Raw genomic sequence first — 24,185 nt, 5'->3', positions numbered from 1 at the left:
TCAATCCGCTGAGGGCGAGGTCGAGACCGTTTTCTGAGCTGGCTTGATCGTCTCCGCGTTCGCCGAGGACGTCCACCCTGGGTGCGTTCGGGACGCGTTCGGGACGTATAGAGAGGAACAGACCGACAAAGACGAAGGGATGTCGACCCGTTTTACCTGGTCTGACCAGGCAAAACGTCGTCGATGAGCGCGGCCGTACAGGGGCCGGGACGGCGCAGCCGTGTCCAGGCCGACGGTTTCTCCGGGACGATTCGTTGCCACCTCGGCTGAACACCGGATGGCCGCTTCGGTCACCAGGACCCCGGCAGATCCTGGAGACCGGAGGCGCCGACGGCCCGCACGAAGCTCCCCCCGACCCGACCCGACCCGACCCGACCCGACCCGACCCGACCCGACCGCCCGTTCCGGACTCAGCCGGTGCCCGTCGGCAGCGGTTCGTCCAGGAGGAAGGCCCGCAGCAGTGCGGTGTAGCGGCCGGGCTGTTCGCCTGAGATGGAGTGTCCGGCTCCCTTGACGGTCACCAACTCGGAGCATGCGAGGGTGTGTTGGTACTCGGCGGTCACGGCGGGCTTGATGAAGTCGCATTCCCCTCGCATGATCAGAGAGGGGACGCTCAGGGTGCGCAGACGGGGCCGTGGGTCGGGGAGCTGCTCGAAGTCCTTGACGGTCATCTGGTTGCTGTAGAAGCCCTGAGGGTTGTCGTGCGCCGTGGCGGGCGGAGCGTCCTCGCACGAGGTGCTGTCTTTTCCCTGGAGGGCGACTTGGTGCATCCAGTGGTCGACCTCGTGGTCGCCGACCAGCGCGTGCGCGGCGCCGGGGTTGATCTGGAGGAGCAGGCTCGCCGCGATGATGCGGGGTGCGCTGTTCAGCCGGTCGAGCCGGGCGTTCTGTGCGGGGGAGAGGCGGTTCCAGGGTTCCCCGGCCTTGGAGCCGGGGTATTGACGGCCCCACAGCGCGCCCGGCGAGGTGAAGACCGCTTTGGCGACGTGCTCGCCATGGGCGGCCAGGTACTGGGCGGTGAGTGATCCGCCCCAGGACTGGCCGACGAGGATGATCCGGTCGGCGCCGAGTGTGCGCCGGATCGCTTCCAGGTCGGCGACCTGGCGGGCGACGGTGTATCCGGTGACGTCCCGCAGCCGGGTGGAGCGGCCGGCGCCGAGCTGGTCGTAGGAGTAGACGTCGAAGCCGTCCGCCGCGAGTTCACGGCCCCCGGTGGGGACGCCCTCGCCGGGGGTGCCAGGACCGCCGTGCAGGAAGATCACCGGGGTCGGTCTGGCCTTGCCTGTGGCGGGGGCGTGGACGTAGGCGATGCGTGAACCGGTCGGCAGATCCCAGAACCGCACGCCGGGCGGGGCGGGGGCGGCCGTCGTGGTGGGCATCGGACGCAGGACGGTGACGGCGGCGAGGACGGCGACGGCCGCGGTCAGGCCGACCGTGAGGAACGCGGACGCCCGCCGCGCCGGGCGGCGGTCGAGGCCGAACAGGGCGAACGCCGCCCGGCCCAGCAGCCCGCCGGCCAGGGCGCCGCAGACGAGACCGACGATGACCAGGACCGGCACGCTCGCGGTGACGAACGCCGCGGCGAGGAAACCGGCCACCGCCACGGCGGGGGTCAGCAAGAGCGCCAGGAACAGCAGGACCCCGCCGGCGACACGGTGGAGAAGTATGCGTGACATGCCTTCGAGGCTAGGAAGCCGACGCGGGCGATCCGTCCAGCTCAGGGACGGTCCCGCCGCGTGCGAGGGCCGCCCTGCGGCGGGGTGTCACCCCCACCTCACGGCGGGGTGCCGACTCACCTCACGGCCTGCTGCCGAGTCACCTCACGGCCCGCTGCCGGGCCGGATCAGCCCCGTCTCGTACGCGGCGATCGTCGCCTGCACCCGGTCGCGTACGCCGAGCTTGCCGAGGAGGACGGAGACGTGGTCCTTCACGGTGGGCGGACTCACCCCCAGCACCGCCGCGATCTCCGCGTTGGACAGCCCCCGCGCGACCTGCCGCAACACCTCCGTCTCGCGCGGGGTGAGCAGGTCGAGCCGGGCCGCATCGAGCGGACCGGGCCCGTCCGTGAACCGGTCGATCAGCCTGCGGGTCACCGCCGGATCGAGCAGCGCGGCGCCCCCGTGGACCACCCGTACCGCGTCGATCACCCGCTCCGGCTCGGCGTCCTTGAGCAGGAAACCGGCGGCCCCGGCGCGCAGCGCGGCGAACAGGTACTCGTCGAGACCGAAGGTGGTGAGCACCAGAACACGGGTCGCCGGGCTGCGTTCGGTGATCGCGGCGGTCGCCGCGAGCCCGCCGATCCCCGGCATGCGGACATCCATCAGCGCGACGTCCGGCCGCGCCGACAGCGCGAGTTCGACCGCCGTGTCGCCGTCCGCCGCCTGCCCGACGACGCACAGGTCGTCTTCCGCGTCGAGGATCGCCGCGATCCCGGCCCGTACGACGGCCTGGTCGTCCGCGACGGTCACTCTGATCGCCATGGGAACGCCTCCGGGAGCCACACGCGTACCGCACCGCGGTCGGTCGTCGAGAGGGTACCGCCGGCGGCGTCCGCGAGGGCGCGCAGCCGCCGCTCGACCGCGGGAACGGCGGGTGCCGGACCGGAGACCTCCACGCCGTCGGAGAGCGTGCGCACGGTGAGGGTGACGCCCACGGCCATGAGCGCGCAGGCGGTCCGGTACGCGAAGACCTCCACGGCGGCGGGCAGCGGACGGCGTGCTCCGACGTACCGGACGACGGCGCCGTAGCGCGCGGCCAGCGCGGTGATCCCGGCGACGGTGGGCGGAGGGGCGTCGTCGGCGGCGTCCCCTGCGCGCAGCCCGGACAGCAGGTCCCGCAGAGCGGTCAGTCCGGCGCGGGCCTCTTCCCGCACGGCCCGCAGGTCCCCCTCCTCCGCTGCGGCGACGACCGCCCGCGCGTGCCGGAGCGCCGTGTCCCGCAGCCCGGTGGCGAACAGCAGACGCTGCGCGGACACCGCCGCGTCGGCGTCCCCGTCGAGCAGGACCCGCCGCCGGGCGTCCGCGGCCCGCAGCCGCTCATGCCGCCGGGCGGTCCGGCGCCCCCACGACCAGACGGCGAGGGCGGGGAGGGCCAGCACGCCCGCCAGTACGGCCCAGGCCGCCGTACGGCTGCCGGTGATGCCGCTGCCGCTCGCCAGCGCGAGCCCGCCCACGGCGGCCACGGCGAGCGGCGCGAACAGGCCTCGGCGCCACGGCAGACGCACCCCGACGCTGTGGACGAGCGTCAGCTCGACCCACCCGTACACCAGGAAGATGTCGCTCACCGGCGGCTGGGTCCAGCCCGCCCGGTCGCAGGCCCACCACAGCAGCAGCGCCGACAGCACCGCCGCGAGCGCGCGGCCGGGCGCCCGTGAGCGCCAGGCCAGCGGCACGGCGTGCAGGCCCGACAGCACGACGGTCACCAGTGCGGGCAGCAGGCCGCCGAACGGAGCCGGGACGTCGGCCGACAGCAGGCTCGCACCGAGCGACAGCGCGATCGCCAGGGCCACCAGCGCGTAGTCGAGCGCGGCCGTCCCACGCCACAGGGGCCACCGGCGGAGGGGAAGAACCGTCGCCGCGGGCAGCGAGGCCCGCACGCTCCAGCCCTCTCGGCGGCCTTGCCCCACGGGTCCCGCGCGGAACGTCCCGCCCGTCGCGGTGACCGTGGCCGCCAGCCCCGCGAGACCGCGCCCGGTCCCCAGGCCCGGCTCGACGGCCGTACCGCCGTCGTCCGTGACGGTGACGACGAACAGGTGATCGCCGCCGGCCCGTACGGGCTCGTCCCGGTCGTCCGTCGGCTCGATCCGGACGCGCACGGTCGCGCCCTCGGCGTACCGGGCCGCGTTGGTCAACGCCTCCCGGACGACCCGGTACGCCGCTTCCGTACTGCCCGCCGGTGCCTTGTCGACCGTGCGCCGGTAGTCCACCGCGTGCGCGGCGGCCAGCGCGTCGACCTCGGTGAAGCCGGCCGCGGTCGCGTCCAGCTCGGTGAGGCGCTCCAGTTCGCGGACGGCCTCCCGGCCCGCCTCGTCGGCGTGGCGCAGCGCGTCACCGGTCCGTTCCCGGTCGGCGAGCCGGAGCGCGGCGCCCGCGGCCACCACGATCCCGGTCAGCCGATGCGCGGCCACGTCGTGCAGCTCCGCCGCCAGCCGGTCCCGTTCCGCCAGCGCCGCGAACAGCGGGACCGCCGCCGTGCCGGCCTCGAAGTCCGCCAGCGCGGACCGGCGGGCCGACCGGTGCCGACGGGAGCGGCCCGTCGCCCAGACGACCGCCACCACCCCACCGGCCGTCAGCGCGACCCCCGCCACGTAGTGCGGCGGTTCACCGCGTACGGCGGGGATCGCGGCGACGGCCAGCGTGAGCACGACGGCTCCCGTGAGGGAGGAACCGGCGGTCCTGCGTACGGCCAGCAGATGGACCATGATCAGCGCGCAGACCGCCGCGACGAGGGAGAGGACCCACACGTGCCCCGCGAAGCCGTTCATTGCCCCACGCCGACGGCGGGCGACCGCTCGGCGATCTCCATTCCGGCAGACTAACCCGGCCTTTTCGTTGGGGTGATGAGACGTCGTTGATCGTCGACCGGCGCGTGGTCGGGGTGTTTTCACCGCTTGGGCAGGGCGGCGTCCCGGCGCGGTGGTCGGGTTCTCCAAGGTCCTTCCTGCGCATGCTGGGATGCGGGGCATGGAGCGAAGACCCTGACCGAGCGACTTGTCGGACGAGCAGTGGGCGTTGATCGAGCCGATGACCACGGCCTGGAAACAGGACCGGATGAGCCGGTCGGAGACGGGCCCGGCACCTGTGGTCTCCGGGAGGTCGTGAACGCGATCTTCTACCAGAGCCGGGGGCGGTCAGTGGCGTTGTCTGCCCCATGATCTGCCGGGTTGGTCGGTGGCGTTCCACTACTCCGTGGCAGCCCTATGAGCTCCCGTCGGCGAGGCCGGTGCGGTGGGCGAGGACCACCAACTGCACACGGTCGCGGGCCCCGAGTTTGGTCAGCAGGTGTCCCACGTGGGTCTTGGCGGTTCCCTGGGTGATGTGCAGGTGCCGGGCGATCTCGGAGTTGGACAGGCCCTCGGCGACCAGGACAAGGACTTCGCGTTCGCGTTTGGTGATGCCTGTCGGCATCGTGGGTGCGGGGGCGGACCGGGCGGCGAACTCCTTGATCAGCCGCCTGGTGATGCCCGGGGCGAGCAGTGCGTCCCCGGCGGCGACCACGCGGACGGCGGCGAGCAGATCCGCCGGCGGGGCGTCCTTGAGCAGGAAGCCGCTGGCTCCGGCGCGCAGCGCACCGTAGACATATTCGTCCAGGTCGAAGGTGGTGAGCATGAGTACCCGTACGGTGCCGGTGCCCGTGATGAGCCGGCTGGCCTCGATGCCGTCCATGTCGGGCATCCGGACGTCCATGAGGACGACGTCGGGGTGTGTGTCGAGGGCGAGGGCGACGGCTTCGGTGCCGGTGGCCGCCTCGCCGACCACTGCCAGGTCCGGTGCGGTGCCGATGATGCCGCACAGGCCGGCGCGTACCAGGGCCTGGTCGTCCGCCACGACGACGCGGACCGTCATGCGCGGCGTCCGGTGGAGTCCCGGGCGGTGAGCGGCAGTTGGACGCAGACCTGGAAACCGCCGCCGGGCACCGGCCCGGCCCGGAAGTCGCCCCCGCACATGGCAGCCCGTTCCCGCATGCCGATGAGGCCATGTCCTGGTCCCATGTGGCCCGGGCGGCCCTGCCCCTGGTCGGTGATCTCGATGAGCAGTTCGTCCGGCCCGTAGCCGATACGGGCGCAGGCGCGGGAGGTTTCGGCGTGCTTCACGACGTTGGTGAGGGCCTCCTGGACGATTCGGTACGCCGATGTGTCGATCCCGACGGGCAGGGCGCGCGGGTTGCCGGTGATCACCAGCTCGACCCGTACGCCCGCTTCGGCCGTCGATGCCAGCAACCGGTCCAGGTCGGCCAGCCCGGGGGCCGGGGCGAGCGCGGGGGCGGTGTCCTCCGTACGCAGAACGCCGAGCAGCCGGCGCATCTCGGTGGTTGTCTCGCGGCCCGTGGTCTCGATGACGTCGAGCGCGGCGCGGGCCCGGTCGGGCCGGTCGTCGATCACCAGGTGGCCGTAGCCCGCCTGGACGGTGATCACGCTCATGCCGTGGGCCACCACGTCGTGCAGCTCCCGGGCGATCCGCAACCGTTCCTGGGCGATGGTCTGCGCGAGCAGTTCCCGCGCGTACCCGCGCCGTTGCCGAACCGCGTAGCCGGTCGTCCAGGCGGTGACGAGGACCAGCCCGAAGGGGACGATCCCGCCGCGGTGCGTGAAGTCCGGCAGCGCGGTGGCCACCGCACCGGAGAGGGAGAGGACGAGCACGACCGCCGCCGTACGGATGCGGCAGTTGGTGGCCACGAGGTACAGCACCCATGCCATCGGCCCCAACGCCAGGAATCCGAGCGTCGCGCCCGGCGGGACTTCGGCCAGCGGGGTCAGCCAGAAGGCCGTCAGTGCCGCGCCGAAGGCGGCGAGCGGGCAGTGCCGGCCGACTGCCCATGCCGCGGTGAGCAGTACGGCTGCGGCGGCTGCCGCCACGAGCCGAAGGCCGGTGCCGTGGGCAGGCAGACCCCAGGCCGACAGGCCGTACGCGGTGGAACCCGCGAGCTCCAGCGCGAGCCGGTGACCCGGCCGCAGCCGTGCCGGCAGCGGGGGGCTCGGATCAGGACGCATGGCCCGAGCGTAGGCGCGCGGGGAGGGCGGGGGCATCGGCCCTGCGGCGTATGCCTCCAGGCAGATGCGCCGGGTACCGCCCGCCCGCCACCTTGAGAGCCCCTTACGACGGGAGAAGCCTGGTGACCAACGATTCCCTCACAGCAGCAGCGTCTGCTGTCGGCCTCAGCAAGATCTACGGCGAGGGTGGGACCCACGTCACTGCCCTGGACAACCTCGGTGTCGAGTTCCTGCGGGGGCAGTTCACCGCCATCATGGGTCCGTCCGGCTCCGGCAAGTCCACACTGATGCACTGCATGGCCGGCCTGGAACCGGTCACCGCGGGCTCTGCCCGGATCGGCGACACCGAACTGGGTGGCCTCGACGACAAGCGGCTCACCACGCTGCGCCGGGACCGGATCGGTTTCGTCTTCCAGTCGTTCAACCTGCTGGCGACGCTCACCGCGCTGGAGAACATCACCCTTCCCCTGGCCATCGCCGGACGAAAGCCCGACCAGGCGTGGCTGGACCGGGTGGTGGCGACCGTCGGCCTGGCCGACCGCCTCGGCCACCGACCGTCCCAGCTCTCGGGCGGCCAGCAGCAGCGGGTGGCCTGCGCCCGTGCTCTGGCCTCCAAACCGGAGATCGTTTTCGCTGACGAGCCCACCGGCAACCTGGACTCGCGCTCCGGCGCGCAGATCCTCGCCTTCCTCCGCGACTGCGTGCGCGACCTCGGACAGACCGTGGTGATGGTCACCCACGACCCGATCGCCGCCTCGTACGCGGACCGCGTGGTGTTCCTCGCGGACGGCCGCATCGTCGACGACCTGCGGGCCCCGACCGCGGACAGCGTCCTGGACCGGATGCGTCGTCTCGACGCCGTGGCCCGCACCAGCTGAAGAGGAGCCGACCACCATGTATCGCACCGCACTTCGCCATGTGCGGGCCCACAAAGGCCGTCTGCTGATGACGATGCTGGCTGTGCTCCTCGGCACCGCCTTCGTCGCCGGAACCCTGATCTTCTCCGACGCGATCGGACAGTCCGTCAAGGACGGCGTCTCCGACCGCTACTCACGGATCTCGGCCCAGGTCACCGACACCGCCGTGAGCACGGACACGGACTCGGGGGCCGGACAGAACACCGGCGCCCGGAGCCCGCTGACCGAGTCCACGGTGCGCAGGATCGCCGCTTTGCCGGGGACGCGCTCGGCACGCGGCACCGTCACCGGCTTCGCCGGGCTCTCCGACCCGCACGGCGATCTCATCGGCAGCCGCGGCAACACCCAGGGCGCCAACTGGGTTCCCTCCGCGGGCGGACAGGACCCCGAGTACCCGATGGCACAGGGCGCCGGACCGGCCTCGGCAGGCATGATCGCCATCGATCGCAGGACCGCGAGCGACAACGACTTCAAGGTCGGCGACACCGTGCGGGCGGCCGTCAACGGGCCCGTGCTGGAGATGACGGTCACCGGCATCTTCACCACCGACGACCCACAGGTCAGGGCAGGCGGCTCACTCGTCCTGTTCGACACCGCCACCGCGCAGCGCCTCTACCTCGAGCCGGGCCAGTACGACAGCATCCAGGTCGTCGCGACGCCCGGCACCAGCCAGAACGAGCTGCGCGGTGACATCCTGCCGGTCGTCCCGCACAGCGGGAACATCACGGTGAAGACCGGCGCCCGGCTCAACGCGGACATGGCCGCAAAGGCGCGGAGCGACATGTCCGGGATGAGGAACGTACTGCTGGCCTTCGCCGGGATCGCTCTGTTCGTCGGCGTCTTCCTGATCGCCAACACTTTCACCATGCTGATCGCACAGCGCACCCGTGAGCTGGCTCTGCTGCGGGCCATCGGAGCCAGTCGCCGCCAGATCACCCACTCGGTGCTGCTGGAAGCCCTGCTCGTGGGTGTCAGCGCCTCGGTGGCCGGTCTGGTCACGGGCATCGGGATCGGTGCCGCACTCCAGGGCCTCATGGGCTCCATGGGCAGCCATGTCTCCACCAGCACGCTGGTCGTCTCGCCCGCCACTGTTCTCGTCACCCTGCTCACCGGGACCATGGTCACCGCCCTCGCGACTCTGCTGCCCGGTCTGCGTGCCTCCCGCGTGGCCCCGGTCGCCGCGATGCGCAGCAACGACACCCCGGCCACCCACAAAAGCCTCGTTGTTCGCAACAGCATCGGCGTCGCCCTGGCCGGAGCCGGCCTGGCACTGGTCCTCTGGGGGGCCGTCAGGGGCGGCTCGGCCGGTGACCTGCTGGTCGCGGGTGGTGCGGTGAGCACGCTGGTCGGAGTGTTCGTTCTCACCCCCGCGCTGTCCCGGCCGGCGATCGCGCTGGCCGGCCCGCTCTGCACCTGGCTGTTCGGGATCTCCGGCACACTGGCCCGGCAGAACGCGGTGCGCAACCCGCGGCGTACCGCCGCGACCGCCTCGGCACTCACCGTCGGTATCACCCTGATCAGCGCGTTGACGGTCCTCGGCGCGTCCGTCACCCACGCCATCGACAAGCAGGTCACCCAGAACATGAGGGCCGACTACGCGGTCAGCGCGCTGCTCAGTCTGCCGGTCGCTCCGACGCTGCTGCCCGCGATCGCCAGGACCCCGGGCGTGGCCGCGTACAGCGCGCTGGACGACCAGCGCCTCCGTTCGGGCGGCAAGGACCTTCCCGTCACCGGCGTCGACGCGAAGAGCTTCGACCAGTTGATCGTCCCGAACATGGTCAGCGGCTCCACCATGGCCCTCCGGCGGGGCGAGATCCTGGTCGACCAGGACCACCTGGTCGACGACGACTGGACCGTCGGCAGTACGGTCCCGGTGACCTATCCGGACGGCAGCAGCGGCCGGTTGACGGTCGGCGGGGTCTACCAGAACAGCGAGGTACTCGGATCCGTGCTGATGAGCCGGTCGGTGCTGAGCCCGCACACCACCGCGCCGTTCTACAGCACGGTCCTGGTCAAAGGGGTCACCGGGGCCACAGCGTCACTGCAGCAGGCGCTCAAGGATTCCACCGGCGACAACCCGCTCATCAACGTCCGCACCAAACAGCAGATGCGGGACCACTTCAGTTCGCAGATCAACCTGCTGCTGGACGCCATGTACGCACTGCTCGCCATGTCCGTGATCATTGCGACCCTGGGCGTCGTCAACACCCTCGCCATGGCCGTACTGGAGCGGAAGCGCGAGATAGGCATGCTCAGAGCGGTCGGACTGCCCCGCGGTGCGGTGAGGCGGATGGTCCGTCTGGAGGCGGTCCTGATCGCGTCCTTCGGCGCGGCACTGGGCATCGCCGTCGGCAGCTTCCTGGCCTGGGCCGGCGTCCGGCTGCTGAGCAGTGCGATGACCGGACTCACGACCGTCTTCCCGTACGCGCAGCTCGCCGCGTACATTGCCGGTGCGGCCCTGGTGGGCCTGCTGGCAGCGCTGTGGCCGGCCCGACGGGCCGCGAGGCTGAACGTGCTGGACAGCATCAGAACGGACTGACGCACGAGGGCGGCCTGGAGCGATGCCTTCGCGGTGGCTCGTAGGGCCGATATCCCGGCCCAAGTGTTCGGGGCAACGTCCGCCGACTGATCGGACGAGCCGGTGGACGTCAGGGACGATGCTCTACCCCGGTACCAGGGGTGGAGCGTCGGCGCGTCGGTAAGGGAATCCGCCGTGCGAAGGTTCCCTCTCCTTGGCTGAACCGAGCGGACGAGGACTGCTGCGGGCAGCGACGCCTGGGACGGCAAGTGCAAGGTGATCTTCACGGACATCGCGCTGGCGGAGAAGGCGCTCCCCGGAGGAGTCAGGAAATGGTGAGACGGATGATTCGACTGCGCGTGCTCGTCGGCGTGTCCGCCCTGCTCGCGGCCGTGTCCGCCTGCACGACGTCGTCCCAGCCGTGCGCTGGGGTCGGCGTCACGTCCGGCGTGGGCGTGATGTTCCTGCGGGAGGGATACGGCGACCTCGCCGGTGCCTCCTACGAGTTGTGTGCGCGGGGCACGTGCGCGAAGGGCGAGCTGCGGCAGGAGGACATCACGCGCGTGAACCTCGGTCTCCCGGACGACGTGGACCCGGACGGCGGCTCGGTGCGCTTCCGGGTCACCCCGAAGGGGAGCACCCGCCCCGAGATCGACGCGTCCACCGACGTGAAGCTCACCCGCCAGTCCGACGGCTGCGGCGGTGGCGCCTACAGCCGGGGGCTCGCGTTCACCAAGAAGGCAGGCCTGACCACGAAGATCCCGCCGAACGTGACGGCGGCGTGGCGCCGGCACCTGAAGGAGCTCGCCGCACCGTCCGGAGCGACGACCGAGTCGCCCTGAGCCACCCGCGGCCGTCCCCGCCCCCCGTCCGGGGGTGGGGCTCCGCTCTCGCGCCGAGATCCCCGAAGGACTCGTCATCCGGGCGGCCGTGGGCTCGAGTCCCACCCGCCGCGTTCGTGGTGTGCCGGCAACGAGGTTGCGGCCCCCGGAGCTGATCCGGGGGCCGCAGTCGTGCGTTTCGCGTTCTTTGTACTCGTCCGGGGGAACGACCGGGGAATCGCCGTTCCCTGGCGTGACGTCAGTTCGAGCCGGGAGTGGCCCGATCGGGCCCGCGAGGGACGCGCGGGCCGGGGGGCCGGGTCAGGGCTGGACGGGCTTTCCGCGGCCCCAGGCCCACGCGAGGCGGTCGGCGCCGGACTGGTTGGTGGTGGCGAGCCACGGGCGGGCGGGGTCACCCGTCAGGGTCTGCAGGGAGTACGTGTCGTCGGTACGCAGGCCGGGCCAGTAGACGGAGCCCATCTTCAGCTCGCGGAAGGTGTCGGTGACGGCCTGGACGTAGTTGACGTAGTTGTTGGAGGCGTCCGGCTTGTTGTAGTCGAGGCCGGTGGTCATCGGGGCGCCGAACTCGTCGGCGACGGTACGGCCGGCGCAGTCACCGATGCGCTCCTTGAGGTCGGACACCCACTGGTCGTAGGTGGCGTAGTCCTTCCAGAAGCCGTAGTGGTGCAGGGAGAGGTAGGTGCCCTTCAGGCGCGGATCGGCGCAGACGGAGGTGACGTGGTCGTTGTAGCCGGCACCGCTGACGAACACCCGGTCGCGCGGGACGGAGGGGTAGGTGGCCAGCCACTTCGCCGCGATGTCGGCCCACTCGGTGTCGGTGTAGCCGTGGGGCTCGTTCATCGGCTCGAAGTAGACCTGCTTGTCGTTCTTGTAGGTCTTGACCACCGTGTTCCACATGGGCCAGAACGTGGCGGGGTCGTCGATGAAGCCGTCCTTGCGGGCGCCCGTGCCCTCCCAGTAGGAGACGATGACCTTGAAGCCCTTGTCCGACGCGGCGTCGATGACCCCGCGGTAGGACTTCCAGTACGAGCCGTTGACCGTGTACGGGTTGATGGGCAGCCGGACGGTGTTGGCGCCGAGGTTCGCGCGGAACGCCGAGATGATCCGGCTCGCCTTGGCGTAGGTCCGGGCGTAGCTGTCGGAGGTCGACAGGCCGGACAGTACGACGGGGTCGTCGGCGAAGTTGTCGCGCGGGTCGGCCCAGTTCACGCCCTTGAACTGGGTCGTGTCCTTGCCCGGCGCGGCGTGGGACGTGCCGCCGGCGACGGCCGTGCCACTGGTCGCGGCGACGGCCGTGCCGCTGGTGCCGGCGATGAGAAGCGCCACGAAGGCGGCGCGCAGGCGGGGCGTGAGGCGGGTTCTGGCGGGGGTGTTGCGCATCGACTTGCCCTTTCAGGTGACTGCGGCTCAGCGCCCGGCGGAGCCTGCGCGGGGCTGGGCGGCCGTCGGAAGGTTCGCCGGGCCGGACGGGACGCGGGGCGCGTCGGCTCGCCGTCGTGGGCCTGGTGACGACCGGTGCTGAATCGGTGGTGCGGTGGTGCTTACCGGTGCTGCTTCACCGGTGGGGGAGTGCGAGGGCGGTCCTGTCGCCCCGCGCGGGTGGGCCTCGGCGTACTCGAGGCAGGTGCGAGGCGCGGTTCCTGCGCCGTCTCGGCTTCGACGGCCACCGGCCACCGGGCGCCGTGCACCCTTGCCCGCGGCGCTGAACCCATCCGTCCGCTCCTCCCTGATCCACCGACCGGAACGCTGTGTTTACGTAAACATCGGCCGGCACGGCGAGGCCTGTTCTCATGGCCGGGGCTGGGTCGGTGGCGATGTTTACGTAAACATGGCGGCGCCGGAATCGTGGCACCCGGGACAGTGATCGTCAAGGTTTCCCGCACGTAACGTCCTTGGGGACGGCGAGGGTGAAGGGCGTGAGCTTCAGGGGGTGCCCGGCGGGGTCGTACTCGACGGCTTGGAGATGTCCGCTGCCCGGCGGGGGGCCTGTCGGTCCGTCAGTCCAGGTCGTCAGGTGTGTGAAGGTGGGCGAGGACCTCCTCCAGGGGGAGGTCGAAGCGGTCCTTGTCGGCGGTCCAGTGGCGCAGAACCGTGGCGCTGGCCTCCGCCAGGTCGGGCGGGAGGCCGGTGGAGCGGAGGGTGGCGGCGATCTCCTCCATCTCGGGGGCCCAACGCCAGGCGCGGGCCGCGACGCTGGGCAGGTACTCCACTTCGGCGAGAATCCTGGAGGTGATCGACTCGGCCTCCAGGGTCAGTTCGGCATCCACACCGTGACGTGTGGCGAGCGCGTGCGAGACGGCGGCCAGGGCGCGGGCGGACTTCTGGAAGGAGGCGAAGGCCATCTTCAGCGCCGACGCGGCGCCGACCCCGGCGTCGAGCGGTCTGGCGAGCACGGCGGTGCCCTCGAACACCGCGGCCACCCGGCCGACAGCCTCCTGTTCGCCGCTCAGGTACAGCCGCGGGGTGCTGTCCGCTCCGGGGGGAGCGCCGATGATCGAGCCGTCGACCATGACGACGCCGCGTTCGCGGCAGGCCCCGTCGATACGGAGGGCCCGGTCGGGGCTGATGGCGTTCGCCTCCACGTAGACACCGGTGAAGGCGTGCTCGAGGACCTCGCGTGCGACGTCCTCCGCCGCGTGCGGTGGGCAGATCGACAGGACCAGGTCGCTGACGGCCAGGGCGGACCCGAGTGATGCGGCCGCCTCCAGGCCGGCCTTCCTGGCCCGTTCGACGCTGGCGGAACCACGGCCGGTGGGGACGTGGAGCACCCGGGTCCCGGCGCGGTGTGCCTGGGCGCCGACCTCCGCGCCCATGGCGCCGGGGTGCAGGAGTGTCACGGTCGTCATGAGCGGTCCTCGTGGAGTCGGGGGGGAGGGAGGGATGGGGGAGAGAGCTCCACGGTACGAGGAAGATCCACCGGGCGCGGGGTGTCGCGGCCCGACCCCGCTCCGTGAACCCCCGCTCCCTCCTGACCCGTCATTCAGCTGGTGGCGCGGCACATATCGGCGCACGTAACCCTCCCGTGGCCCAAGCATCATCCACACGTCCCCTTTTGGGGGGCCGGTGTTCGCTGTGATTTATCTGTGGGACGTTTACGCTTTACCGTCCTTTGGGCGTTGGATCCCCACTGCGCAACCAGTCGTCATCAGGGTGTGCGCACCTTCTGTCCCCCCGTGTACGCAGCACTTCTCCTATACCTGCGAGGGTCAAAGAGCCATGCGAGCGTTACTCACCACCAAGGCCGCCAGGCGTGCCCTGCGTCCGATCGCCGACCTCATCGATCAGCGCATCGAACGCCAGATCCGCCGCTCCATCGGGGACGGATCCGAAGGCGGGCTCCAGCGCGAGCTGGCGACACTGCGCAATCGTCAGCGTCCCCTCGAACTGCTGATCGACGGGACGGGGCGCGGCGTGTCGCGCATGCCGGCCCAGATCCATCTCGACCGCGCCATCGAGGAGTTGGCGCAGGTGAGCGGAGACAAGAGCGGGGCGGAGCGGAACATCTCCCAGGCGTTCCGGCTGCTCATCGCTCTGGAGGCGCTCGGGGTCGGCCGGATCGCCGGCGGCACCATGAACATCTGCGGCAAGCTCTCCGCCGTCCCGCTGCTCGACCCGCCGAACGACGAGATCCTCGAGATCGGCACCCTGTACGGGATGTTCGGCGCGGCCCTGATCCGGATGATGGAGCGCGCGGGACGTGACCCGCGTCTGACGATCGTGGACCCGCTCGCGGGCCTCCAGTTGCAGCCCGGCACCACCGAGGGGGCCGACCCGACGGGCACTCCCGTGCGCGGCGCCGCGGTGCGCGCCAATCTGGCCCTGGTCGGCGCGGCCGGTGCCGCGGCCCGCGTCCAGCAGGGCTTCTCCGAGGACCCCGAGGTGCGCGCCCTGGTCTCCGACCGTTCCTACGGGGTGATCATCGTCGACGGTGACCACTCCGCCTCGGGTGTCGCCGCGGACCTGGAGTGGGCCGAGCAGATCGTCGCGCCCGGCGGGATCGTCGTACTCGACGACTTCGGGCACCCCAAGTGGCCCGGTATCAAGGAGGCCTTCGACAAGCACATGGCGACCGACACCCGGCTGACGTTCCTCGGGCAGGTGGCGAACTCGGGGTATCTGCGCGCGAGTGCGTAGCCATGAGTGTGTAGGCGCAGCCATGAGTGTGTAGGCGTCGGCGTGCGCGCGTGAGGAGGCGCAGAGGCGTTGCGGGGGGTCTGCCCATCGGCCTCGACTCGTGATAGAAGCGGCGGAAGGGGATTGTCGGATACTGAGAATGAGGTTCTGGCATGAAGGCTGTCGTGGTCGGGGCGTCGAGTGGACTGGGTCGCTGCATCGGGGTCGATCTCGGGCGCCGCGGCGACCGGGTCGCCCTGCTGGCACGCCGGCGCGACCGGCTGGTCGACGCGGCGAAGGAGGCGGGCCCGGACGCGCTCGCCGTCGCCTGTGACGTGACCGACGAGTCGTCCTGCCGGGCGGCGGTCGAGGAGGCCGCCGCCGGGCTGGGCGGCATCGACGCGCTCGTCTACGCCACCGGCATCGGCCCCCTCGCCCCGGTCGAGAAGCTCGACGCCGACGCCTGGCGCCGCGCCATGGACACCAATGTGATCGGCGCGGCGCTGGTCACGAGCGCCGCGCTGCCGCATCTGACGAAGTCGGGCGGGGTCGCCGCCTACCTGTCCTCCATCGGCGGCTCGCTCACGCCGTCCTGGCCGGGGTTCGCGGCCTATCACGTGAGCAAGGCGGCCCTGGAGAAGCTCGTCGAGGCCTTCCGCGTCGAGCACCCGAGCGTGGGCTTCACCCGGTTCGTGGTCGGGGACTGCGCGGGCGGGGAAGGGGACGCCAGGACCGGGTTCAGCGACGGCTGGGACCGGGAGTACGCGGCCCAGGTCTACCCGGTCTGGCGGCAGCGCGGCTATCTGACGGGTTCCCTGCTCGACGTGGCGGAGTTCCTCCGTGTCCTCGACGTCGTACTGCGCTGCGGCGGCACCATCCCGGAGGTGACCGTGACGCCGCGCCCGCCCGTCCAGGCGTCCCCGGCCTGATCCAGAAGACAGGCTCTAACGGCCCAACGCCGCGCCCCCGTTGATGTGCAGCAACTGCCCCGTCAGGTACGCCGCCTCCGGTGACGCCACGTACCGGACGGCGGCGGCGATCTCGGAAGGGTGACCCGGCTTGCCGGTCAGGGTCTGGCCGACCCGGGAGGCGATGAACTCCGGTGTCGCGCGGGCGCCGAAGAACTCCGTGTCGCCGACGAAACCGGGGGCGACCGCGTTCACGGTGATGCCCTCGGGGCCGACGCGCTGCGCGAGGGCGTAGGTGTACGTGTTGACCCAGGCCTTGGAGCCGCCGTACGAGCCGGGCCCGCGCAGCGAGGCGATGGAGGAGAGCTGCACGATACGGCCACCGGGGCGGCGCATGTGGGGGAGCAGGGCCTCGGTGAGCAGCACCGCGGTCAGCACATTGGCGTCGAAGTTGTCGCGGTAGCTGTCCGCGAGGGAGGCGAGCGTGCCGTCGGGCTCACGGGCCACGTTGCCGCCCGCGTTGGCCACCAGCACGTCCACCGGGGTCTCGTCCGCCGTGATGAAATCCCTTGCCCGGCCCACCTGTTCGGGGTCGGCGAGGTCCGCCGCGCACCAGCTCGCCGTCGACTCGCCGTACTGGCCGTTCAAGGTGTCGGCAGCCTTGCGCAACACGTCCTCGCGGCGGCCGAGGAGCACCACCCGGTCCCCGTCCGCGGCGAACGCCTCCGCCGTCGCCAGGCCGATCCCGGTACCGCCGCCTGACACCACCACACGTCGCTGAGTCATGGCCATCCCGTCCTCGGATGTGAATATTGGTCATGTGGGCGTACGAGCTGCGACGCTACGGAGGCCCTGAGGGGACGTCAAGTGAGTGGTGGATGCGGCTCACAGAGGCGACTGCCAGGTGACCGTCGTACCCGCGCCGCTGTCGTCGAAGACCGTCAGGCGGACCCCGGGACGTCCGTCGGGGAGGTTCGCCGTCACGTCGACCGTGATCTCGACGCGGGAGACACCGGCGCGGCGGGAGGCGGCGGCCAGGGCGCGGCGCAGTGCGGTGAGCAGCCGGCCGGCGACGGGCTCCGCGAGACGGTTGTCCACCGCGCCGGTGAACCGGGTGGACGGCTGGAAACCCAGCACCGCGCCCGCGCCCGCCGCCTCGCGCAGGACCTTGCCGCGGAAGGTGGTGGGGGCGTCGGCCGGCGGCTGCTGGAGCGCGAAGATCGCCGTGCGGACCTCCTGGACGGTGGACTGGAGTTCGTCGACGGCACGGCCGAGCATCGTGTGCACATCCCTGTCCGTATCGCCTGCTCCGGCGCTCCTGCGCTGTGTGGACTCCAGCATCATGCCGGTCGCGAACAGCCGCTGGACGACGAGGTCGTGCAGGTCGCGGGCGATCCGGTCGCGGTCCTCGTAGACCGCGAGCCGCTCCCTGCTGTGCTGGGCCGCGGCGTGCACCAGCGCCAGCGCGGCCTGTGAGGCGAACTGGGTGGCGAGCAGGCGCTCCACCGCGGTGTAGGGACGGCCGCCGCGCCGGCGGGGGAGGGCGAGCGTGCCGAGGAGACGGCCGCCCGCCTGGAGCGGCAGCATCATGCTCGGCCCGAACCGGTGCCCTACATGCGTGGTCATCCGGGGGTCGGTCGCCAAGTCGTCGATGAACACCGGTTCACCGCCGAGGAGTTGTTCGAGAACAGGGCTGCCCGGCTCGATCACGGTGCCGACGATGTCACCGGGGTCGTCGAGCGTGGAGGCGGTGACGATCTCCATGCCGCCGCTCTCGGTGGGCTGGAGGATGACACCGGCCGAGGCCTCGGCCAGGCGCCGGGCCCGTTCGGCGACCGTCATCAGCGCGTCGGCGGCGCTCTCGCCGCTGAGCAGCGCGGTGGTGACGGCCGCCGCGCCCTCGATCCAGCGCTCACGCTGCCGTGCCGTCTCGTACAGCCGGGCGTTGCCGATCGCGATGCCGGCCTGGGTCGCCAGGACCCGTACGAGTTGCTCGTCCTCGTCCGTGAACGGGCCGTCGCGCTTCCCGGCGAGGCGCAGGTCGCCGAAGACCTCGTCGTCGACGTGGATCGGCACGACCAGTTCCGGCGGCTCCGGCAATTCCGGCGGCGCGGGCGGCTCGGGCGCTTCCGGCGGCGCGGGCGGCTCGGGCGCTTCCGGCGGTTCGGGCCGTTCCGCCGTACGGATCCCCCTGAGCCCGTCCCGTCCCGGATCGGTCATCTCCAGCGCCGCGTACCGGGCCTCCGTGAGCTCGGCGGCGGCGTCCACGATGTGCTGGAGCGTGGCCCGCAGTTCGAGGTCGGTACCGACGCTGAGGACGGCTTCCAGGAGCGAAGGCAGGCGGGGGACCAGGTCGTGCATACCGGGGACTCGTTCCGGGCCCGGCCGTCAGAGCGCCAGCGGGTCCAGCATCAGTGGCTCGATCTTGCCCTCCAGCATGTAGCCCAGGCCCTGCACCGCGCACACGTCGGGACGCTCGGCGATGTGCACCGGCATGCCTGTCGCCTGCCGCAGCATCTGGTCGAGGCCCGGCAGCAGCGCGCTGCCGCCGACCATCATGATGCCGCGGTCGGCGAGGTCGGCCACCAGGTCGGGCGGGCAGGCCCGCAGCACCTTCCCGATCCCGTCCAGTACGGCGGTCAGCGGGGTCTGGATGGCATCGCGTACGGCGGCGGTGTCGACCTGTACGGACCGGGCGAGGCCGGTCGCCACGTCCCGCCCGTGGATCTCCGTGGACGCCGGGCCGTGCGGGGTGAGCCCGTTGCCGGAGAGGGCGAGCTGCAGGGGCCGTACCGACTGCGAAGGAAGCATCAGCTCGTGCTGGTGGCGCAGGTGCTGCACGATCGCGCGGTCGACGGCCTCGCCGCCCACCGGAATGCGCTCGGCGGTCACGATGGACCCCAGGGACAGCACGGCGACCTGGGTGGCGGCCGCTCCGCACACCATGATCATGGTGGCTTCCGGCTGTTCGACGGGCAGCCCGCACCCGACGGCGGCGGCGATCAGCGTGTCGACCAGCTCGACCCGCCGCGCCCCCAGCCCGACCAGCGTCTCGATCGCGGCGCGCTGCGCCAGCGGATCCGCGTCGTGCGGGGTGCAGGCCGCGGCGCGCAGCCGGGGCTTGCGGCGCAGGGAACGGCGGACCTTGTCGCCGAGCAACTGGCGCAGCATGCGCTGGGCCATCTCGATGTCGACGACCGTGCCGCCGGACACCGGCCGCATGACCCGGATGTAGTCGGGGGTACGGCCCGTCATCTTCTCCGCGAACTCGCCGACCGCGATCAGGGCGCCGTTCCTGGTGTTGATCGCGGCGACACTCGGCTGATCGACGACCAGGCCCGCGCCCTTCACATACACCCGGGTCCGGGCCGCGCCCAGGTCGACGGCGAAGTGGCAGCGGCGCAAGCGCTCGAGACTGGCGGTCATGGCAGGTCCTCCCGAGAGCAGACCGTGGGGGCTCCGCCGAGTGGCGGTCCTTCCTCGCATCGTGGACGGGCGCCGGACCAGGCGCCTTTTGTGGGGGGCCGGGCGGGGTGCCGCTGGATGGGTGGTCCTGTCCGGATGCCGGATGGGCGGTCTTGTCCGGATCGGTGATCTCGGCGCCCTGGCGGAAACCCGCCAGGGCAGTTTCTCGCCAGGTTCCGTCAACTCCCGCGCACCACCGGCCCCCCGAAACTCTTCGCAGCACCGGAGCCACCACGTGCCGACGAGGAGAGGTCATCCATGACCAGAGGACCAGTCAGACGGGGGGCGGCTCTGCTGTCCGCCGGGCTCGTGCTCGCCGTACTGCCCACGGGGCGGGCGGGCGCGGCCGAGGCAGCCGCCCCGGCCCCGACGCGCGCCGCCTCCGTCACCCGCACCGTCACGCTCGTCACCGGCGACAAGGTGACCGTCACCGACCTCGGCGCCGGCAAGAAGACGGTCGCGGTCGAGCGGCCCCGGGGCGCCACGGGGGCGGTCCGCACCCAGGTGACGAACGGCGCCGTGACCGTCGTACCGGACGAGGCCCTGCCCTATCTGCGGGCGGGCACCCTCGACCGGCGGCTGTTCGACGTGAGCGAGCTGATACGTCAGGGGCTCACCGACCGGAAGACGGCCGAGCTGCCGCTGATCGTGACGTACGGGAAGGGGCGCGCGGCCACCTTGCGCGGGGCCGAGCAGAAGCGCGCGCTGCCCAGCATCCGGGGCGCCGCCGTCGCCGCCGACAAGGGGCGCACCTTCTGGCAGTCCCTCACCCGGCAGGGCGGGACGGTCGACAAGGTCTGGCTCGACGGGCGTGTGCACGCCGACCTGGCCGAGAGCAACGCCCAGATCGGTACGCCACAGGCCTGGGAGGCCGGGCTCACCGGGAAGGGCGTCACGGTCGCCGTGCTCGACACGGGGGTGGACGCCGACCATCCCGACCTGGCCGGACGGGTGGCCGTCAGCAAGAGCTTCATCGACGGGCAGGAGGTCGCCGACCGCAACGGGCACGGTACGCACACGACGTCCACGGTCGGCGGCAGCGGTGCCGCCTCCGACGGCAAGGAGCGGGGTGTCGCGCCCGACGCGACGCTCGCCGTCGGCAAGGTACTCAGCGACCAGGGCTCGGGCAGCGACTCGCAGATCATCGCGGGCATGGAGTGGGCCGCGCGGGACGTGCACGCCAAGGTGATCTCCATGAGCCTCGGCTCGACCGAGGCGAGTGACGGCACGGATCCCATGGCCCAGGCGGTGAACACGCTGTCCAAGGAGACCGGCGCCCTCTTCGTCGTCGCCGCGGGCAACACCGGCGCCCCCTCCTCCATCGGCTCGCCCGGCGCCGCCGACGCCGCGCTGACCGTCGGCGCGGTGGACTCCGCCGACCAGGCCGCCTACTTCACCAGTGCAGGACCGCGCTACGGCGACAACGCCCTCAAGCCCGACCTGTCCGCACCCGGCGTCGACATCCTGGCGGCCCGCTCCCAGCTCGTCGCCGGCAGTGGCTACTACACCTCCATGAGCGGTACGTCGATGGCGACGCCGCATGTCGCCGGTGTGGCCGCCCTGCTCGCCGAGAAGCACCCCGACTGGACCGGCGCCCAGCTCAAGGACGCCCTGATGTCGACGTCGAAGCAACTCGACGCGTCCGCCTATGTGCTGGGCTCGGGCCGGGTGAGTGTGCCGGACGCGATCGACGCGAAGGTCACTGCCACCGGGAGCGCCGATCTCGGTTTCTACAGCTGGCCGTACGAGGCGAACCATCCCGTCACGAAGACCGTGACCTACACCAACTCCTCGGACTCCGACGTCGAGTTGAGCCTCGCCGTGCGGGGCGCCGACGACGGGGTGGCCACCCTCGCCGACTCCACGCTCACCGTGCCCGCGCACGGCAGCGCGTCGACGACCGTGACGGGCGACGGCTCGAAGGCGCCCGTGGGCGACACCTCCGGGCAGATCGTCGCGTCCGTCGGTGGCACGCCCGTCGCGCACACCGTGTTCGGGCTGGTGAAGGAGGAGGAGCGGTACACGCTCACCGTCCACGTCAAGGACCGCGCGGGCGAGCCGACCGCCGCCTACCTCGCGGTGCAGCAACTCGCGGCGGGCGTGGACCCGTTCCCGGCCTCGGTCGACGACTCCGGCACCCTGAAACTCCGGCTCAGGCCGGGGACGTACAGCCTCACCTCCTTCCTCGACGTGCACGGCAGTCACGGCGCCGACTCGCTCGGGCTCGGCTTCCTCGCCGCGCCCGGGATCACCCTCGACCGGGACCGTGAGGTCACCCTCGACGGACGGCAGCTCCGGGAGATCCGGGCCGAGGTGAAGCGGCGGACCGAGACCCGGCAGCTGCTCATGGAGTACGACCGGAACGCGGGCGGCTCCGACCAGTTCGGCGCCGTCCAGGTGCCCGTGAAGTACGACAGCATCTTCGCCGCGCCGACCTCGAAGGTCACCCAGGGCACCTTCGAGTACCGGACCGTGTGGCGGCTGGGGAAGCCGTTGCTGGAGGTGAAGGGCGTCGGTGAGGCCGTCGCCCAGCCGGGCGGGACCCTGATCGAGGGCCGGAGCAAGCTGCCGCTGGTGGACGTCGGGACCGGACCGTTCACCGGGGTGAGCGGCAAGGCCGTGCTCGCGACACTCGCCGACGGTGTCGAGCCCGCCGCGCTCGCCCAGGCGGCCCAGGACGCGGGCGCCAGGGCGCTGTTCGTCACCGATGGCGCGGCCGGGCGGCTCAACGCCTGGTTCGGCACGGACGACGGCGCGGACCGGCCGCTGCAGATCGCCACGGTGAACGCGGCGGACGCGGCACGGCTGCGGGATGCTGGACATCTCGACATGACCGGGACGCGCGACACGCCGTACGTCTACGACCTCTCGGAAGGGCACGAGGGGGCCATTCCGCGCGGCGACCTGACGTACGAACCGGGCGCGCGTGACCTCGCCGTGCTGGACACCAGGTTCCACGCGGTCAAGCCCGTCTCCGGCAGCGAGTTCCGTTACTCGGTCACCGACGCCTTCCCCATCGGGATCGGCTTCCAGGAGCGGATCGACTACCCCGCCGAGCGGACCGACTACGTCTCCACGGGCACCGGACAGACGTGGATGGAGTCCGTGAACCTCGGGGCGGGCGCGCTGGAGGAGCGCAGTGGGCTCGTCCACTACCGCGGGGGCTCGCACGCGACGCTGAACTGGTTCAAGCCGGTCTGGCACGCGTGGCTCGGCACCGGGCTCGGCTGGGGACAGCAGCGCGCGGGCAACCAGATCCAGTTCAACACGCCCGGCTGGGGCGACTCCGGGCCCGACCACACGGGCTTCGGCGACGTGTGGAGCGACGACACCGGGATGACCCAGTTCACGTCCGTGTACCAGGACGGCACCCTGGTCGACCGGCGCAAGAGCTCCGGCGCGTATGTGTGGGACGCGCCCGCCGACGAACACACCTACAAGGTCGTCACGGACACCACCCTCGACCCCGACCGCTGGACGCTGTCCACCCAGGGGCACTCCGAGTGGACCCTCCGCTCGGCGGCCACGCCCGCGGACCGCTGGACGTTCCTTCCGCTCATCAACCTCGGCTACGACATCGACACCGACCTCGCGGGCGCGGTGCGCGGCGGCGGCCGGGTGCCGGTGGGGATCCACGCCGAGTACGTGAAGGGCGCGTCCGGCACCGGAACCATCGGGGGCGGGAAGCTGGAGGTGTCCTACGACGACGGGAAGTCGTGGCAGGCGGTCGCGCTGTCGGGCGGTGGCGGCGCGGCGTCCTGGAAGGGGACGTTGAGCGTGCCGCGCGGCGCGGAGTTCATCTCCCTGCGGGCTTCCGCACGGGACGACCGGGGCGGCTCGGTGAGCCAGGAGGTCATCCGGGCGGTGGGGGTGCGGTAAGCCCGCGGTCCCCTCTGGACGGGCGGCGCCGGTTCCCCTTGGGAGGGGGGAGCCGGCGCCGCCGCGGCGTCACTGCCCGGGTGGCACGCTCAGCGCCCCGCGTGCTCCACGATGCCCCGGATCACCCCCAGCTCCACCAGGTCCTGCGGCCGGATCCGGAGTTGGTCCGCCGTGTCGCGCACCTCGCTCGCCGGGCGCTTGAGGATCGCGGCCGCGAGCTCCGGCGCGATGACGGAGAAGTAACTGTCCGGCGTGGCCCAGGTGTTGCCGGGCGCGGCCAGCGCGAGCGCGCCGCCCGAGCCGCCCTCTCCGATCACCAGGGTGGTGACGGGCGTACGGGCGGTGGCCACCGCGGCGAACAGATCCGCGATCGCCGAGCCCGCGCCCTGCCGCTCGGCGTCCGCGTCGTTGGCGGCGCCCGGGGTGTCCACCAGCGTCAGTACGGGGATGCCGAGCCGGCCGGCGAGCCGGATCAGCCGGGCGGCGGTGCGGTATCCGGCGGGGCGGGTCGCGGTCCCGCACTGGGCGGCGTACGCCACGGTCCGCCCCGCGGGTCCGGAACCGAACCCGCACAGCATGCCGTCGTCGCTGCCGCCGCAGCGGTCGCCGCTGATCGCGGCGCGGCGCGAGAAGTAGGCGTCCAGGTAGGCGGCGGCCCGGGGGCGTTCGGGGGAGCGGGCGTGCCGGACCGCGTCCCAGCCGGTGGCGGGGAGGCCGGGGTCGCCGAGGGCGGCCGGGGGAGCAACAGGCTCAGCCACGCCCTCGTCTCCGGCCTCGGGCTCGGCCGCGCCTGCGGTCTCGGTCCCGACCACGCCTCGGGGCTCGGGCTCGGGC

17 protein-coding genes are annotated in these 24,185 nt (G+C 72.1%); 6 read left to right on the top strand and 11 right to left on the bottom strand.

Annotation, left to right across the window (positions count from 1 at the left end):
* Positions 1-410: 410 nt before the first annotated feature.
* From ACIRA5_RS06720 to ACIRA5_RS06700, 5 genes are all read right to left on the bottom strand, one after another.
* Positions 411-1,676, bottom strand: coding sequence for an alpha/beta fold hydrolase (locus tag ACIRA5_RS06720; RefSeq protein ID WP_403688018.1), 1,266 nt, complete (start codon positions 1,674-1,676; stop codon positions 411-413).
* Between the two features lie 144 nt (positions 1,677-1,820).
* Positions 1,821-2,480: a response regulator gene (locus ACIRA5_RS06715; RefSeq protein ID WP_403688015.1), complete on the bottom strand. Its 660-nt coding sequence runs from the start codon at positions 2,478-2,480 to the stop codon at positions 1,821-1,823.
* Entirely contained in the window at positions 2,465-4,483 is a 2,019-nt protein-coding gene (locus ACIRA5_RS06710; protein ID WP_403688012.1) for a histidine kinase, read from the bottom strand. The genes ACIRA5_RS06715 and ACIRA5_RS06710 overlap by 16 nt, the downstream gene beginning before the upstream one ends.
* 433 nt (positions 4,484-4,916) lie before the next feature.
* Complete coding sequence (locus ACIRA5_RS06705) at positions 4,917-5,564, bottom strand: response regulator (protein WP_403688009.1); 648 nt, start codon at positions 5,562-5,564, stop codon at positions 4,917-4,919.
* On the bottom strand, positions 5,561-6,709 hold the full coding sequence (locus ACIRA5_RS06700) for a sensor histidine kinase (protein ID WP_403688006.1): 1,149 nt from the start codon (positions 6,707-6,709) through the stop codon (positions 5,561-5,563). The genes ACIRA5_RS06705 and ACIRA5_RS06700 overlap by 4 nt, the downstream gene beginning before the upstream one ends.
* A 50-nt stretch (positions 6,710-6,759) precedes the next feature.
* On the opposite strand from ACIRA5_RS06700, the gene ACIRA5_RS06695 reads away from it, so the two are divergent.
* The 3 genes from ACIRA5_RS06695 (at position 6,760) to ACIRA5_RS06685 (ending at position 10,986) form a co-directional block, all read left to right on the top strand.
* A complete protein-coding gene (locus ACIRA5_RS06695; RefSeq protein ID WP_403688004.1) occupies positions 6,760-7,587 on the top strand; it encodes an ABC transporter ATP-binding protein in 828 nt (275 codons plus the stop codon).
* A 16-nt stretch (positions 7,588-7,603) separates the two neighbouring features.
* Positions 7,604-10,165, top strand: coding sequence for an ABC transporter permease (locus ACIRA5_RS06690; RefSeq protein ID WP_403688002.1), 2,562 nt, complete (start codon positions 7,604-7,606; stop codon positions 10,163-10,165).
* A 323-nt stretch (positions 10,166-10,488) separates the two neighbouring features.
* Positions 10,489-10,986 (top strand): hypothetical protein, encoded by a 498-nt coding sequence (locus tag ACIRA5_RS06685; RefSeq protein WP_403688000.1) that lies wholly within the window; start codon positions 10,489-10,491, stop codon positions 10,984-10,986.
* Positions 10,987-11,286: 300 nt separating this feature from the next.
* Here ACIRA5_RS06685 and ACIRA5_RS06680 read toward each other — a convergent pair whose 3' ends face one another.
* Both ACIRA5_RS06680 and ACIRA5_RS06675 read right to left on the bottom strand, forming a co-directional pair.
* Positions 11,287-12,366 carry a glycoside hydrolase family 5 protein gene (locus ACIRA5_RS06680; RefSeq protein WP_403687999.1) on the bottom strand — a complete coding sequence of 360 codons (1,080 nt, stop codon included), beginning with the start codon at positions 12,364-12,366 and terminating at the stop codon, positions 11,287-11,289.
* Between the two features lie 617 nt (positions 12,367-12,983).
* Complete coding sequence (locus tag ACIRA5_RS06675; RefSeq protein ID WP_403687997.1) at positions 12,984-13,832, bottom strand: DUF1932 domain-containing protein; 849 nt, start codon at positions 13,830-13,832, stop codon at positions 12,984-12,986.
* Positions 13,833-14,202: 370 nt separating this feature from the next.
* Between ACIRA5_RS06675 and ACIRA5_RS06670 the strand changes: the two genes are divergently transcribed.
* The gene (locus ACIRA5_RS06670) at positions 14,203-15,120 is read left to right on the top strand and encodes a class I SAM-dependent methyltransferase (RefSeq protein ID WP_403687994.1); all 918 of its coding nucleotides are present in this window, start codon (positions 14,203-14,205) and stop codon (positions 15,118-15,120) included.
* A 152-nt stretch (positions 15,121-15,272) separates the two neighbouring features.
* Complete coding sequence (locus ACIRA5_RS06665; protein WP_403687993.1) at positions 15,273-16,028, top strand: SDR family oxidoreductase; 756 nt, start codon at positions 15,273-15,275, stop codon at positions 16,026-16,028.
* A gap of 15 nt (positions 16,029-16,043) precedes the next feature.
* Here ACIRA5_RS06665 and ACIRA5_RS06660 read toward each other — a convergent pair whose 3' ends face one another.
* From ACIRA5_RS06660 to ACIRA5_RS06650, 3 genes are all read right to left on the bottom strand, one after another.
* Complete coding sequence (locus tag ACIRA5_RS06660) at positions 16,044-16,793, bottom strand: SDR family oxidoreductase (RefSeq protein ID WP_352046046.1); 750 nt, start codon at positions 16,791-16,793, stop codon at positions 16,044-16,046.
* A gap of 99 nt (positions 16,794-16,892) precedes the next feature.
* Positions 16,893-18,368, bottom strand: a complete 1,476-nt coding sequence (locus tag ACIRA5_RS06655) for a GAF domain-containing protein (RefSeq protein WP_403687992.1) — start codon at positions 18,366-18,368, stop codon at positions 16,893-16,895.
* A 27-nt stretch (positions 18,369-18,395) separates the two neighbouring features.
* Positions 18,396-19,433: a rod shape-determining protein gene (locus ACIRA5_RS06650; RefSeq protein ID WP_403687990.1), complete on the bottom strand. Its 1,038-nt coding sequence runs from the start codon at positions 19,431-19,433 to the stop codon at positions 18,396-18,398.
* A gap of 297 nt (positions 19,434-19,730) precedes the next feature.
* On the opposite strand from ACIRA5_RS06650, the gene ACIRA5_RS06645 reads away from it, so the two are divergent.
* Positions 19,731-23,351 (top strand): S8 family serine peptidase, encoded by a 3,621-nt coding sequence (locus ACIRA5_RS06645; protein ID WP_403687988.1) that lies wholly within the window; start codon positions 19,731-19,733, stop codon positions 23,349-23,351.
* An 89-nt stretch (positions 23,352-23,440) separates the two neighbouring features.
* Here ACIRA5_RS06645 and ACIRA5_RS06640 read toward each other — a convergent pair.
* Positions 23,441-24,185: carboxyl transferase domain-containing protein (locus ACIRA5_RS06640; RefSeq protein WP_403687984.1), on the bottom strand; the 745-nt coding region annotated here is incomplete at its 5' end.

Origin of the sequence: Streptomyces sp. NPDC096311, from assembly GCF_044763085.1 — a bacterium.
GTDB lineage: Bacteria > Actinomycetota > Actinomycetes > Streptomycetales > Streptomycetaceae > Streptomyces.
Note: the sequence above shows the minus strand (reverse complement) of the source record. Positions and strands in the feature narration are given on the sequence as shown.

Bases quoted from the DNA above. Each gene is read 5' to 3' on its own strand.
- ACIRA5_RS06720 (WP_403688018.1), bottom strand. From the start codon at position 1,676: ATGTCACGCATACTTCTCCACCGTGTCGCCGGCGGGGTCCTGCTGTTC.
- ACIRA5_RS06715 (WP_403688015.1), bottom strand. From the start codon at position 2,480: ATGGCGATCAGAGTGACCGTCGCGGACGACCAGGCCGTCGTACGGGCC.
- ACIRA5_RS06710 (WP_403688012.1), bottom strand. From the start codon at position 4,483: ATGAACGGCTTCGCGGGGCACGTGTGGGTCCTCTCCCTCGTCGCGGCG.
- ACIRA5_RS06705 (WP_403688009.1), bottom strand. From the start codon at position 5,564: ATGACGGTCCGCGTCGTCGTGGCGGACGACCAGGCCCTGGTACGCGCC.
- ACIRA5_RS06700 (WP_403688006.1), bottom strand. From the start codon at position 6,709: ATGCGTCCTGATCCGAGCCCCCCGCTGCCGGCACGGCTGCGGCCGGGT.
- ACIRA5_RS06695 (WP_403688004.1), top strand. From the start codon at position 6,760: ATGCCTCCAGGCAGATGCGCCGGGTACCGCCCGCCCGCCACCTTGAGA.
- ACIRA5_RS06690 (WP_403688002.1), top strand. From the start codon at position 7,604: ATGTATCGCACCGCACTTCGCCATGTGCGGGCCCACAAAGGCCGTCTG.
- ACIRA5_RS06685 (WP_403688000.1), top strand. From the start codon at position 10,489: ATGATTCGACTGCGCGTGCTCGTCGGCGTGTCCGCCCTGCTCGCGGCC.
- ACIRA5_RS06680 (WP_403687999.1), bottom strand. From the start codon at position 12,366: ATGCGCAACACCCCCGCCAGAACCCGCCTCACGCCCCGCCTGCGCGCC.
- ACIRA5_RS06675 (WP_403687997.1), bottom strand. From the start codon at position 13,832: ATGACGACCGTGACACTCCTGCACCCCGGCGCCATGGGCGCGGAGGTC.
- ACIRA5_RS06670 (WP_403687994.1), top strand. From the start codon at position 14,203: ATGCGAGCGTTACTCACCACCAAGGCCGCCAGGCGTGCCCTGCGTCCG.
- ACIRA5_RS06665 (WP_403687993.1), top strand. From the start codon at position 15,273: ATGAAGGCTGTCGTGGTCGGGGCGTCGAGTGGACTGGGTCGCTGCATC.
- ACIRA5_RS06660 (WP_352046046.1), bottom strand. From the start codon at position 16,793: ATGACTCAGCGACGTGTGGTGGTGTCAGGCGGCGGTACCGGGATCGGC.
- ACIRA5_RS06655 (WP_403687992.1), bottom strand. From the start codon at position 18,368: ATGCACGACCTGGTCCCCCGCCTGCCTTCGCTCCTGGAAGCCGTCCTC.
- ACIRA5_RS06650 (WP_403687990.1), bottom strand. From the start codon at position 19,433: ATGACCGCCAGTCTCGAGCGCTTGCGCCGCTGCCACTTCGCCGTCGAC.
- ACIRA5_RS06645 (WP_403687988.1), top strand. From the start codon at position 19,731: ATGACCAGAGGACCAGTCAGACGGGGGGCGGCTCTGCTGTCCGCCGGG.